This window comes from Nocardia canadensis (genome assembly GCF_032656385.1).
Classification (GTDB): Bacteria; Actinomycetota; Actinomycetes; order Mycobacteriales; family Mycobacteriaceae; genus Nocardia; species Nocardia canadensis.
The window spans coordinates 274,221-286,805 of the sequence record NZ_JAVCWB010000010.1; the positions used below are offsets into that span (position 1 = coordinate 274,221).

Sequence of the window (12,585 nt, forward strand, 5' to 3'; positions counted from 1 at the left end):
CGTCAACTACGGTGCGCCTCCGGCCGGACCGAATCGCCCTGCTCCGGAGCCGCGTCGCTGCGGATATCGATGCGCCAGCCGGTCAGACGCGCGGCCAGGCGGGCATTTTGGCCCTCCTTGCCGATCGCCAGCGACAGCTGGAAGTCCGGCACGATCACCCGGGCGGCCCTGGCCTCCGGATCGACGACAGTGACCGAGACCACCTTCGACGGCGAGAGCGCGTTGCCGACGAAGGTCGCCGGATCCTCGGCGTAGTCGATGATATCGATCTTCTCGCCCGCCAGCTCGCTCATCACGTTGCGCACGCGCTGGCCCATCGGGCCGATGCACGCGCCCTTGGCGTTCACGCCGGGCACGGTGGACCGCACAGCGATCTTGGAGCGGTGCCCCGACTCGCGGGCCACCGCGACGATCTCCACCGAGCCGTCGGCGATCTCGGGCACCTCCAGCGAGAACAGCCTGCGCACCAGATTCGGGTGCGTGCGCGAGAGCTGGATCTGCGGGCCACGGGGGCCACGCGAGACGCCGTAGACGTAGCACTTGATCCGGTCGCCGTGCTCGTAGGTCTCCCCCGGCACCTGCTCGGCGGGCGGGATCAGGCCCTCGGCGCCGTTGGCCTCGCTGCCGATCCGCACCACCACGATGCCGCGGGCGTTGGCCCTGGCGTCGCGCTGGACCACACCGCCGACGATGTCGCCCTCGTGGGTGGCGAATTCGCCGAAGGACTTCTCGTTCTCGGCGTCGCGCAGCCGCTGCAGCACGACCTGGCGGGCGGTGGTCGCCGCGATCCGGCCGAAACCCTCGGGGGTGTCGTCCCATTCGGAGACGAGGTTGCCGTCGGCGTCGAGCTCGCGCGCCATCACCCGGACCACGCCGGTCTTCTGGTTGATGTCGATACGCGCGTTGGGCTGATGGCCCTCGGTGTGCCGGTAGGCGGTGAGCAGCGCCGACTCGATCGCCGAGATCACGGTCTCGATCGAGATGCCCTTGTCGGCGACGATCGCCCGCAGAGCTTCGATTTCAATATTCATTCCGCAACCCCTTCGGTGGGAGAGTCACTGTGTTGTCCTGCGGCGGCGAGATCGGCGGGTTCCTCGCCCGGGACCGGGCGGCCCGCGGCGATCCCGCCGGCGAGTTCGAGTTCGGCGGCGCCGGGTGCGTTGAACTCGACCTGGACCACCGCGGAGGCGATGTCGGCGAGCGGCACGTGCACCCGGTGCGGCTTGTTCTTGCCGCCGAGGACCAGCGCCACGGTGCCGTCCTCGGCGAGCTGACCGGCGCGCGCGTCGAAGCGGGCCTTGCCCTCGACCGGCTCGGCGCCGTCGCGCAGCGCGACCTTCACCTTGCGGCCCTGGGCGCGGCGCCAGTGCCGCTCGGCGGTCAGCGGGCGGTCCACGCCGGGCGTGGTCACTTCGAGCAGGTAGGCGGAGTCGCCGAAATCGCCCGCTTCGTCGAGCAGCTCGGACATCTCCCGGCTGAGCTCGGCGATCGCGTCCAGATCGGCCGGACCGTCGCTGTCGACGGTGACCTTCAACCGAACCGGCGCCAATTCGTCCTTGCCCGCAGACGCGATCGCTACGCCCTCGAGGTCGAATCCCCGGCGTGCGACGAGCTCAGCGACGAGCTGGCTCACCCTTTCCTCGGTGGGCATCGGCATATGGGCGGCTCCTGGTTCAGTTGTGACGCGATCGGAAATTTCTACGCCGAAGGTCTAGCGTAACGCGCTCCGAGAGTGTAAAGGACCAGCCACCGGGCGTCGCGCACCGGTCCGCCCCGGCGTGCCTCCCGGTGGCGTGCGTGGGCGGGTTCGGGTGCGCGGATCTGGCACGATGGGTGGGTGCCCTTCCGCCTTACCGCCCCGCCGAGCGCCGGGCGACCTTCCGGCATGCGCCTCGACCGGCACGAATCCCGTCCGATGACGAGCGAGTCGTCGCGCCCGGTCGCCCCGCAGCACACCGGATCAGTTCTCCCCTCCGCTCCCGCGCGGACCGCCGCGACCGGGCCCGCGCACCGGCAGGCGGTCACCGCGTCGGCGACCGACCCGACCGCACCCCAGCTCGCGGTGCCGCGTCAGCACCCGACGCTCGGCGCCCACCGGACCGTAGTGACACAACAGGATTCGGCGACCCTCCCCGCTGCTTCGCCAGGCGGCTGGCGACGCCGCTCGATGCTGCGACTGTTCGGCACGACCGCCGTGGGAGTTCCGGCGCTGAGCCTGCTGACGGCGTGCGCCGAGGACGACACCGTGCATGCCCCGGATCCGCTTGCCGCGCAAGAAGTCCTGGCTCGCGCGGACGCCGCGGCCGCGCAGGCGGCGATCGCCCTCGCTCCGCAGTCGCAGGCCGCGCTGGGCACCATCGCGAACGAACGCGCCGCGCACGCCGACGCGCTGCGCACCGAGATCGACCGGGTGATCGGCGTCTACGGCGACGGCACCACCCCGGTGCGCCGCACCGGCGAGATCACCGTGCCCGGCCCCGACGGCGCCCTCGTGCCCGCCTCGACCGTGGACAACCCCACCCAGCCGCCGACGATCGCCCAGCTGCGCGATCAACTGGTCCGATCCCAGCAAGCCGCGGCCGCCCTGGCCCGTACCGAATCCGGTTACCGCGCAGGCCTGTTGGCCTCGATCAGCGCGGCCTGCGCCACCCAGGCGGGAGTCCTGCTGACATGACCGAACAACGTCGAGCGCTGCAGCGAGCGCTGAACAGTGAGTACGCCGCCGTCTACTCCTACGGAGTGATCGCCGCCTACGCCAACGCCGACCGGGCGCGTATGGTCGCCGAGTTCGGCGCCGCGCACCGGGCCCGCCGCGATGCCACCATCGAACTGCTGGAAGCGGGCGGCACCGCGCCCGAGGCGGCCGGCGCCGCCTACGCACCGCCGTTCCCGGTCGACGATCCGATCCCGGCGGCGCACCTGGCGGTCGCGGTCGAATCCGATTGCGCCGCAGCGTGGTACGCCGTCGTCGAACAGGCCACCGACGCTGCGGTGCGGGCGACCGCGACCGAGGCGCTCACCGAGTCCGCGCTGCGCCGGGCCCGCTGGCAGGCGATCCTGGGCACGAATCCCGTCACCACCGCCTTCCCCGGCCGCGCCACGGTATAGGCACACAGCCGCGACCTCCGCGCCGACGCGGGGACCCGAACGCGCAGCCTCGGGCACGATGACGAGCCGTGCCGACCGCCCTCGGCCGCCCGCGATGACGTGGCGGCCGAGGACGCGTCCGGCTACGGGCGCATCGCGTAGGCGCCGTCGTAGGACGCCACCTGCTGCCACACCCGGTCGAAGCGCTCGGCGTCGGCGACCGGGCTGCGCAGGGCGCCGACGGCCCAGGCGCGCTGCGCCTCGGTGACCGTCGGCTTCCCGAGCAGGGCGGTCGCGTGGGTGTTGAAGTCGCGGATCTGGAAGTCGAAGATCTGGTCGACGACATCGCGGTCGAGCCCGGTGAGCTCGGCCTGCTCGAGGATCAGCTGGCCGTAGACCACCGTGGAGAACAGGTGGCCGATGGTCAGCATGAAGTCCAGGTCCTTCTGCTGGGCCGCGTCGGGCGCGGCGGTGAGCAGCAGTGTGCGCAGCGCCTGGGCCTGCTCGTAGAACCGGCCGACATTGGGCACGTCGGCGGCCTGCTCGTAGGCCGGGGTCCAGTCGGCGAACTGCACCTTGCCCGCGCCGCGCGCGGGACCCTGCTTCCAGAAGAACTCCTGGTCGCCGGGCGCCAGATCGGTGCCGATGGCCGGGTACTCGGCCGGGTTGAGCAGGTAGTTCGGCATGAACTTCAGGATCTGGCCGACATTGACGTGCACCGTTCCCTCGAGCCGGGGCAGGTGGTTGATGTAGCGCGAGGCCTGGGCGAAGTAGGTGGCCTTCTCGAAGCCCTTGGCCGCCAGCACATCCAGCAGCAGGGTCATCGCGACCTCGCCCTCGGAGGTGACCTTGGACTTGGTCATCGGGTTGAACAGCAGGTAGCGGCGGTCCTCGAGCGAGGCGCTGCGGAAGTAGTCCACCGCGCGGTCGCTGAACAGCTTCATCGCGATCAGGCGCGCGTAGGCGTCGACGAAATTGCCGCGCACATGGCCGAAGTCGGTGACCGGGTTGCCGTAGAGGATGCGGTTGTTGGCGTGGGTGATGGCCTCGAAGAACGAGTGCTCGACCATGCCGATGCTGCCGTGGCAGAGGTTGAACTTGCCGACGTTGACGGTGTTGAGCGCGGCCGAGAAGCCCTCCGGCCCTTCGTGCAGCACGTCGGCGGCGGTCACCGGGTAGTTCTCCAGCCGGAAGTGGCTGACGTACATCTGGCCGTGGATGACGCTCTCGACCAGGTGGTAGTCGTCGTGGCGGCTGTCGGCGGCGAACCAGATGTAGCCCTCGGCGCCCTCGACATCGCTGCGCCGGGAGAACACCGACACCATCGAGGCGACGTTGCCGTTGCCGATGTAGTACTTCTCGCCGTTGGCGCGGAACAGGATGCCTGCCTCGGCGTCGGCGCTGCCCGGCTCGCTCGGGGTGAGGATCAGGTCGGTGTTGTAGATGTCGGCGCCGTGCTCGCGCTCGGACAGCGCGAACGCCATGACCTGGCCCGCGTCGAGCTCGGCGGCGGCCTTGCGCTTGGCGATCTCGTTGTCGCTCTGCCAGATCGGGCCCAGACCCAGGATGGTGACCTGCTCGGCGTACCAGTACGCGAGGCCGTAGAAGCCGAAGATCTCGGCCAGGGCCGCGTTGCGGGCGGCGTCCCAGCGCTTGTTCGGGTCGCCGTCGGCGTAGGCGGCCGGGGTCAGGAACGTCGCGAACAGCTTCTCCTTCGCGACGAAGTCGAGGAACTCCTGGGTCCACACGGCGTCGCGGTCCTCGGCCAGCAGCTGCGCCTTGCCTTTGGATTCGAACCACTCGATGGTGGCCCGCAGCAGCCGCCGCGTCTCGGCATCGAAATGCTGCGGGTCGTAGGTGGCGGGGTTGAACAGCAGGCTCGGCGAACTCGTCATGGAAGCAAATTTAGCAGCGCCACCCTCGACCATGAGCCCGTGACCTGCGGGTTTCCCCTACGTAAGCGTAAGTTGGCGCCCCTATTGTTGTTTCACGCAATCAAATGTATTGTTTGATTCATGCAAGCAAACAAGGATCAGGTCTCCGAACTCGCCCGCACGACGAGCCGGTTCGCCGAGGCGATGCGTCAGGGGACCTCCCGGGCGTACGACCCGGTCCGGGTCGGAGTGCTGCAGGCGGTGGCGGAGACGGGTCCGCTACGCGCGGGCGAGATCGCCGAGCGCCTGGACGCGCTGCCCTCCTCGATCACCCGGCACGTGCAGACCCTGGCCGAGGCCGGGCTGGTCCGCACCGCCCCGGATCCGGCCGACCGACGGGCCGTCCTGGTCGAGATCACCGACGCGGGACGCGCGGAGCTGCAGCGGTTCCTCGAGGTCGGCGACCAGGTGTTCGGCGCGGTCATCGCCGACTGGCCCGCCGCCGATGTCGTCACCCTCACCCGACTGCTGGACCGGTTGATCACCGACTGGGCGCAGACGGGATCCGTACAGCAGCAACGAGCGTCGAAGCGGCGCTCCGGCGGGTTCGGCTGGAGCCGGATCTGACCAGAGAAAGGACACCGTCATGGCAACCAACTCACCCCTGCGGGTCATCGTCGTCGGCGGCGGCATCGGCGGGCTGGCACTGGCCAACGGCTTGCGCCGGGCCGGCGTCGCGGTCAGCGTGCACGAGCGCGAGGTGCGGCGCACCGACCGGCTGCAAGGCTTCCGCATCCACATCAATCCGCACGGCAGCGCAGCACTGGCCGAGTTGCTCTCCCCCGAGCTCTTCGCGACCTTCGTCGCCTGCTCCGGCAAAGGCGGCAACGGATTCGGCTTCGTCACCGAGCAGCTGTCGAGCCTGATCGCTTTCGACAGCACCGACACCGTGAGCGCCGACTGCGACCACTACGGGATCAGCCGGATCACCCTGCGCCGCATCCTGCTGGCCGAGCTGGGCGACGCGGTGCGCTACGGCAGCGCGTTCGACCGCTACGAGCGTCGCCCGGACGGACGCGTGGTCGCCCACTTCGCCGACGGCGGCAGCGACGTCGGCGACGTGCTGGTCGGCGCCGACGGCGGCACCTCCCGGGTGCGGGCCCAGTACCTGCCGCAGGCGCAGCGGGTCGACACCGGCATCGTCACCATCGCGGGCAAGTACGCGCTCACCCCGAGCGCCCGCGACCGTCTCGATCCGCGGCTGCTCGCGCACCCGCACAGCGTGATCCCGCCCAGCGGGTGCGGCATGTTCGTCGCACCGCACGAATTCACCCCGCCCGCACCGGGTGTCGCGCTCGGCAGCGACGGCACCGAGCTCACGCCCGGCTTCCTCTTCGACGACACCCAGCCCTACGTGTTCTGGGCGTTCGCCGCCGAACGGGACCGTTTCGGCGTCGACCTGTCGGCCCTGGACCCGGCCGAACTGCACGCCACCGCCGTTCGGATGACCGCGGGCTGGGCGCCCGCACTGCGCAGGCTGGTCGCCGAATCCGACAGCGCCACCGCGACTCTGCTCCCGATCAAGACCTCGGTCCCGATCCCCCGCTGGAGTCCCACCACGGTGACCCTGCTCGGCGATGCCATCCACAGCATGACCCCGTTCGCCGGCATCGGCGCCAATACCGCCCTGCGCGACGCCCAGCTGCTGGTGCCGGATGCTGGTCGCCGCCGACCGCCGCGAGCGCGGTCTGCTCGACGCCATCGGCGCCTACGAAGCCGCGATGACCGACTACGGCTTCGCCGCGGTCCGCACCTCGCTCAGCACCGCCGAACGCGCCGTCGCCGACGGCAGATTCGGCCGCATGATCGGCAAGCTCGTGCTGCGCACGGCGGGCGCGGTGCCGTCGATGAAACGCAAGATGTTCGCCGATCTCGGCGCCTGAGGCGGGCGGCGCGTCGATAGGCGGGTTCAGCTCATCAGTTCGCCGATCATGCCGGTGCGGGTGCCGATGATGCCGCCGGTGATATCGAACTCCACCCGCAACTCGTAGAGACCGAAGTGGGCGAGCAGCAGCTGCGGTTCGCCGAAGGTCAGCGTCGCGAGGTCGTGGCGCCGGAAGTAGCCGGCGACCATGGCTCGCATGGCGGGGTAGCGGCTGTCCGGATCGGTGAGGGGGTGCAACAGGTTCGCCGCCGTCTCGATGAGCTGGGACGCCACCTCGGGATCAGAACCCGTCCCCGTCACCGCGGAGTCGGTGACCGCGAAGTAGCGCCACCCGGCACCGTCGGGCGCCGCCGCCCAGCCCAGGCACCCGCCCAGATCGGCGGCCCCGGCCACGAGCACAGTGACGACATTGTCGGGATGGACGACGGTGCCGAGGTCGACCCGGTCCACCGCCAGATGTTCGGCGCCGTGCTCGCGCGCCAGCCCGCGCAGCGCGGTGGCACCTGCCCATTCCCGCCCCGCCCACGCCCAGATCCGCTGCTCGCTGTCGTAGCGACCGATCTCGGCGACGACCACCGGGCCGCCGGGAACATCGACGAGATCGCCGTACATCGGCTGCCAGCGCAGGGTCGGGCGCGGCGCGTCGAGCGCCGCGCCCCGCAGCGAACCATGGCCGCCGACGGTGATCGCCGCGGCCGGTGCCAGCGCGACCAGCAGGCTGTCCGGGAAGAAGGGCGGAATCCGTTCGGGCCGTGGCCCGGCACCGGCCGGGGCGCTCGCACTCGCGCCGAGGACCTCGGCGCCGAGGAGCCGGTCACCGTCGCCGATACGGGCGATCAGCCGTGGCCCGTCGGGCAGCTGCACCTCCACGCCGTCGGCGGTGTCGCGCACGGGCAGGCGATGGCGATGGGCGTAACCGGCCACGACCGCTCGCGCGCCGGTGCCCGGCAGCATCCGGGCGGCGGCGCCCACCAGCTCGGCCACCCGTCCCGGGTCCGGTGTCGCGGACGGCACCTGCTCGTCGTCGACGATCAGGTAGGCGTACGCGCGCCCGCCGTGGTTGAACTTGGTCATCCCGCGAGCGCCGAGCGCTCCCAGCGCGATGATCGACAGATGATCGGCGGCCAGCATCGGATCGGGGAAGCCCGAGAGATCCACGACTCCCTCGGCGAATTCGGGAATCCCGTGCCGTAGTCCGAGCTCGCGCACCCGCGTCGACGCCGCGACGCCCGGCAAGCCCTCGAGGGTGGGCTTGGCCCACGCCCACATGAAGGTCAGGTCCTCGGCGTAGGTCCCGATCTCGCCGGACCCGGCGAACTCCCGCTCGCCGATCCAGACCCGACCGGACCGATGGTCCACCCGGGTCGGCCCCGGCCTGATCTGCTCCTGAAATACCGAATACTGCTCGATCGCCCCGCCGAGATAATCCCGCGCCAGCCGCAACAGCGAATCGCTGAACGTGTCCACGCGCTCGAAACTATCAGTCCCGGGCCTGTCCCCTCATGTCGAGCGGTGACCGGTCAATTCTTGTGGCGCAGCGGCTTTCGCCGACCCGGTCGCGTGCCGCGCACACGACCGGGGTCCGGCGAACTCAGCCGCGGATCTTCGCGGTGACCGCGGCGACGGCGTCCTCGGCCGCGATCTCCTCGGCCTCGCCGGTGAACCGGTTGCGCAGCTCGACCTTGCCGTCGGCCCAGCCACGGCCGATCACCAGGATCCAGGGCATGCCGAGCAGTTCGGCGTCCTTGAACTTGACGCCGGGCGAGGCGGTGCGGTCGTCGAAGAGGACCTCGAGGCCCTGCTTGTCCAGCCCGGCCACGACCTGCTCGGCGCCCTCGCGGGCGGCGGCGTCCTTGTTGGCGATCACCACGTGCACGTCGAACGGGGCGACCTCGGCGGGCCAGCGCAGGCCCTTGTCGTCGTGCTGCTGCTCGGCGATCACCGCGACCAGGCGGGACACACCGATGCCGTAGGAGCCCATGGTCAGTCGGACCGGCTTGCCGTTCTCGCCCAGCACGTCGACGTCGAAGGCATCGGTGTACTTGCGGCCGAGCTGGAAGATGTGGCCGATCTCGATGCCGCGGGCCGACACCAGCGGACCGGCGCCGTCGGGCGAGGGATCGCCGTCGCGGACCTCGGCGGCCTCGATGGTGCCGTCAGGGGTGAAGTCACGACCGACGACCAGCCCGACGACGTGCTTGCCCTGCGTGTCGGCGCCGGTGATCCAGGCGGTGCCCTCGACGACGCGCGGGTCGACGAGGTAGCGAACACCGTTGGCCTGCAGCGCCTTCGGGCCGATGTAGCCCTTCACCAGGAAGGGGTTCGCGGCGAAGTCGGCTTCGGTGAGCAACTCCACCTCGGCCGGCTCGACGGAGGCTTCGAGGCGCTTGTCGTCGACCTCGCGGTCACCGGGGACACCGATGCCGAGGATCTCGGTCTTGCCGTCCGGGTGGCGCAGCTTGACCATGACGTTCTTGAGCGTGTCGGCGGCGGTGACGGTGCGGTCGAGCACCTTCGCCTCGTTGGCCCAGTCGACCAGCGTCGCGATGGTGGGGGTGTTCGGGGTGTCGTATTCGACGGCGGCGGGCTGTCCCTCGAGCGGCAGCGGCGCGGGCGCGGGCGTGACCACGGCTTCCACGTTGGCCGCGTAGCCGGACTCGACGCAGCGCACGTAGGTGTCCTCACCGACGGGGCTCGCGGCGAGGAACTCCTCGGAGGCGCTGCCGCCCATCGCGCCGGAGGTGGCGGCCACGATGACGTACTCGACGCCGAGCCGCTCGAAGATGCGCTGGTAGGCCGCGCGGTGGGTGGCGTAGCTGGTGGCCAGGCCCGCGTCGTCGAGATCGAAGGAGTAGGAGTCCTTCATGGTGAACTCGCGACCGCGCAGGATGCCGGCGCGGGGACGTTCCTCGTCGCGGTACTTGTCCTGGATCTGGTACAGCGTGACCGGCAGATCCTTGTAGGAGTTGTACTCACCCTTGACGGTGAGCGCGAACAGTTCCTCGTGGGTGGGGCCGAGCAGGTAGTCGCCGCCCTTGCGGTCCTGCAGGCGGAACAGCGCGTCACCGTATTCGGTCCACCGGTTGGTGGTCTCGTAGGGCTCGCGCGGCAGCAGCGCGGGCAGGGAGATCTCCTGGGCGCCGGTGGCGTCCATCTCCTGGCGCACCACGTCCTCGATGCGGCGCAGCGTGCGCAGACCCAGCGGCAGCCACGAGTACACGCCGGGGGCGATCCGGCGGACATAGCCGGCGCGGACGAGCAGTTTGTGGCTGGGCACCTCGGCGTCGGCGGGATCGTCTCGCAGGGTGCGCAGGAACAGGCGGGAGAGGCGGGTGATCACGGATGCACAGGGTAGTCCCTGGTCCGGGACGCCGTGCAAGCCGATCGCGGTTGCGGGGCCACCACCGGCCGGGCCGGGCGCGGGCGCCGGTACCGTAGGCGATCGTGCTGGTGCTGCTGCCTCCCTCCGAAACCAAGTCCGACGGTGGGTCGGGCGCGCCCCTCGACCTGGCCGATCTGGCGATGCCGCAGCTCACGGCGGTGCGCGACAAGCTGATCACCGAGGTGGTGCAGCTCGCGGCCGACCCGGCCGCCGCCACCGCGGTGCTCGGCCTCGGCAAGTCCGCCGACGCCGAGATCGCCCGCAACGCGAGCCTGCGCACCTCGGCGACCCGGCCCGCGCTCGAGCGCTACACCGGCGTGCTCTACGACGCGCTGGACGCGGCGTCGTTCACCAAGGCGCAGCGCGCGAAGGCCTATGCGCGCCTCGGCATCGGCTCCGCGCTGTTCGGCGCGGTCCGCGCGGCCGACCCGATTCCGGCCTACCGTCTCTCCGGCGGCACCAAACTGCCCGGCCTGCCGACCTTGTCGGCGGTGTGGCGCGATGTCCTGCCGGACGCCCTGTTCGCCGAGGCGGGCGGCGAACTCGTCATCGATCTGCGCTCGGGCACCTACCAGCAGCTGGGCCGGGTCCCCGACGCGATCACCGCCAACGTGCTCACCGAGCACCCCGACGGCTCCCGCACCGTGGTCAGCCACTTCAACAAGCATCACAAGGGCCTGCTGGCCCGCGCCCTGGTCCTGACCCGCGCGGAGCCGACCGACATCCGCGCGGTGGCGAAGGTGGCGACCAAGGCCGGCCTGCGCGCCGAGATCGCCTCCCCTACCGAACTTCTCATCATCACGCGGTAGCGGGTTCCATCAGCTGGATGAGGTTGCCGCAGGTGTCGTCGAAGACGGCGGTGGTGACCGCGCCCATCGGCTGGGGTGGCTGGGTGAACAGCACGCCGCGGTCGAGCAGGCGGCGGTATTCGGCGTCGAGGTCGTCGACGGTGAAGATCATGCAGGGGATGCCGTCGGCGGTGAGCGCGCTCTTGTAGTTCTGGGCGATCGGGTTCTGGTCGGGCTCGAGCAGCAACTGGATGCCGTCGACGTCGGCGGGCGAGACCAGGGTCAGCCAGTCGTACTCACCGATCGGCACCCGGTCCTTGACCTGGAAGCCGAGCACGTCGGTGTAGAACTTCTCGGCCTTGTCCTGGTCGTCGACGAAGATGCTGGTCACACCGATGCGGATCATGTGTCCTCCTGGGGAATCGGCCATCGCTCCGAGACCGCGCGCAGCGGCGTGAAATCGGCGTGATGGAACTTGTAGCGGCCTTGCCGACGGGTGGTCACCAGCCCCGCGGCCTCGAGCATGCCCAGGTGCTGGGTGATCGCCTGCCGCGACGAACTGATCCCGTGGCGGGTGGCGAGCTTGGCGCACAATTCGAACAGCGTCTGCCCGTCCCGCTCGGCCAGTTCGTCGAGCAGCGCGCGCCGTGTCGAATCCGCCAGGGCGGTGAAGATATCGGTCACGGCGTGCGCTCCTCCCGTCGTCTCCCCTCGAACCATAGGCAAGCGATGGCTTGCATGTCAAGCATCGGCGCAGGTGGGAGGCTCTCGTCTCACACCGTGGCGGCTGCCAAGGCGGCCCGGATCGCCGCGATGTCGCCGGTGGTGGCGGCCGCGGGCGGCCAGGAATCGCCCGGGACGGCGTAGGGATGGACATAGACCGGGGTGTCGCGCTGGGAACGGCGGCTCTCGGCGAGCGTGCCGCCGTCGACCACGTCGTAGCCGAGCGCGTCGATCAGGTGGGCCGCGGCGATCTTCGCGGCCGGATCGTCGCCGAAGACCGGCAGCGCGGAGCGGTCGGCCGCGCCCGCGGGACGAGCGAGCGTGGCCAGGTGCTCGAAGTAGATGTTGTTGAACGCCTTGACCACCTGGGACTCGGGCAGGTGCCGCTGCAGCAGTTCGCTGGTGGTGACGGTGTCGGCGTCGAGTTCGGCGATCGCGCCGTCGCGCTCGGGGTAGTAGTTGTTGGTGTCGAGCACGACCTTGCCCGCCAGCGGCGCGACCGGTACCTGCTGATAGGCCTTCAGCGGCACGGTCACCACGACGAGGTCACCGGCGGCCGCCGCCTCCGCGGGCGTCGCCGCCCTGGCCCGCGGGCCGAGTTCGGCGACGAGGTCGGCCAGCGTCTCGGGTCCGCGAGAGTTGCTGAGCACCACGTCGATTCCGGCCGCCACCGCCAGCCGTGCCACCGTCGATCCGATATTGCCGCTGCCGATCAATCCGAGTGTCGTCATGTGCTCGGTCAACCACCGATCCGGTGCGACTGTTCCCCCGGCGCGGCAGCGAGAG

Annotated in this window: 13 protein-coding genes; 5 read left to right on the forward strand and 8 right to left on the reverse strand. The window is 70.6% G+C overall.

The annotated features are described in order from the left end of the window. Positions 1 to 2 precede the first annotated feature (2 nt). Positions 3 to 1,031 carry a transcription termination factor NusA gene (gene nusA / locus Q7X29_RS24910; protein WP_218718423.1) on the reverse strand — a complete coding sequence of 343 codons (1,029 nt, stop codon included), beginning with the start codon at positions 1,029 to 1,031 and terminating at the stop codon, positions 3 to 5. Next, on the reverse strand, positions 1,028 to 1,657 hold the full coding sequence (rimP, locus tag Q7X29_RS24915; RefSeq protein ID WP_218718424.1) for a ribosome maturation factor RimP: 630 nt from the start codon (positions 1,655 to 1,657) through the stop codon (positions 1,028 to 1,030). The genes nusA and rimP overlap by 4 nt, the downstream gene beginning before the upstream one ends. 180 nt (positions 1,658 to 1,837) lie before the next feature. Here rimP and Q7X29_RS24920 point away from each other — a divergent pair, with 180 nt between their 5' ends. Then, positions 1,838 to 2,674 carry a hypothetical protein gene (locus tag Q7X29_RS24920; protein WP_316575524.1) on the forward strand — a complete coding sequence of 279 codons (837 nt, stop codon included), beginning with the start codon at positions 1,838 to 1,840 and terminating at the stop codon, positions 2,672 to 2,674. Then, positions 2,671 to 3,108 carry a DUF4439 domain-containing protein gene (locus tag Q7X29_RS24925; protein ID WP_218718425.1) on the forward strand — a complete coding sequence of 146 codons (438 nt, stop codon included), beginning with the start codon at positions 2,671 to 2,673 and terminating at the stop codon, positions 3,106 to 3,108. The genes Q7X29_RS24920 and Q7X29_RS24925 overlap by 4 nt, the downstream gene beginning before the upstream one ends. 122 nt (positions 3,109 to 3,230) lie before the next feature. On the opposite strand, the gene Q7X29_RS24930 is transcribed toward Q7X29_RS24925, so the two are convergent. After that, a complete protein-coding gene (locus tag Q7X29_RS24930; RefSeq protein WP_316575525.1) occupies positions 3,231 to 4,982 on the reverse strand; it encodes an acyl-CoA dehydrogenase family protein in 1,752 nt (583 codons plus the stop codon). 120 nt (positions 4,983 to 5,102) lie between these two features. Here Q7X29_RS24930 and Q7X29_RS24935 point away from each other — a divergent pair, with 120 nt between their 5' ends. After that, on the forward strand, positions 5,103 to 5,588 hold the full coding sequence (locus Q7X29_RS24935) for a MarR family winged helix-turn-helix transcriptional regulator (protein WP_218718427.1): 486 nt from the start codon (positions 5,103 to 5,105) through the stop codon (positions 5,586 to 5,588). A 19-nt stretch (positions 5,589 to 5,607) separates the two neighbouring features. Continuing rightward, a complete protein-coding gene (locus Q7X29_RS24940; protein WP_316575526.1) occupies positions 5,608 to 6,924 on the forward strand; it encodes an FAD-dependent oxidoreductase in 1,317 nt (438 codons plus the stop codon). 6 nt (positions 6,925 to 6,930) lie between these two features. On the opposite strand, the gene Q7X29_RS24945 is transcribed toward Q7X29_RS24940, so the two are convergent. Beyond that, positions 6,931 to 8,373 carry a DUF6882 domain-containing protein gene (locus Q7X29_RS24945; protein ID WP_316575527.1) on the reverse strand — a complete coding sequence of 481 codons (1,443 nt, stop codon included), beginning with the start codon at positions 8,371 to 8,373 and terminating at the stop codon, positions 6,931 to 6,933. Between the two features lie 124 nt (positions 8,374 to 8,497). After that, a complete protein-coding gene (locus Q7X29_RS24950) occupies positions 8,498 to 10,246 on the reverse strand; it encodes a proline--tRNA ligase (RefSeq protein WP_316575528.1) in 1,749 nt (582 codons plus the stop codon). 104 nt (positions 10,247 to 10,350) lie between these two features. On the opposite strand from Q7X29_RS24950, the gene yaaA reads away from it, so the two are divergent. After that, complete coding sequence (yaaA, locus tag Q7X29_RS24955) at positions 10,351 to 11,097, forward strand: peroxide stress protein YaaA (protein WP_316575529.1); 747 nt, start codon at positions 10,351 to 10,353, stop codon at positions 11,095 to 11,097. Here the strand turns inward: yaaA and Q7X29_RS24960 are convergent. From Q7X29_RS24960 to Q7X29_RS24970, 3 genes are all read right to left on the reverse strand, one after another. Continuing rightward, a complete protein-coding gene (locus tag Q7X29_RS24960) occupies positions 11,087 to 11,479 on the reverse strand; it encodes a VOC family protein (RefSeq protein WP_218718499.1) in 393 nt (130 codons plus the stop codon). The genes yaaA and Q7X29_RS24960 overlap by 11 nt on opposite strands. Continuing rightward, positions 11,479 to 11,760, reverse strand: a complete 282-nt coding sequence (locus tag Q7X29_RS24965; RefSeq protein WP_308248476.1) for an ArsR/SmtB family transcription factor — start codon at positions 11,758 to 11,760, stop codon at positions 11,479 to 11,481. Before Q7X29_RS24965 ends, Q7X29_RS24960 begins: the two co-directional genes overlap by 1 nt. 89 nt (positions 11,761 to 11,849) lie before the next feature. Beyond that, positions 11,850 to 12,530, reverse strand: a complete 681-nt coding sequence (locus Q7X29_RS24970; protein WP_218718433.1) for an NADPH-dependent F420 reductase — start codon at positions 12,528 to 12,530, stop codon at positions 11,850 to 11,852. Between the last annotated feature and the right edge of the window lie 55 nt (positions 12,531 to 12,585).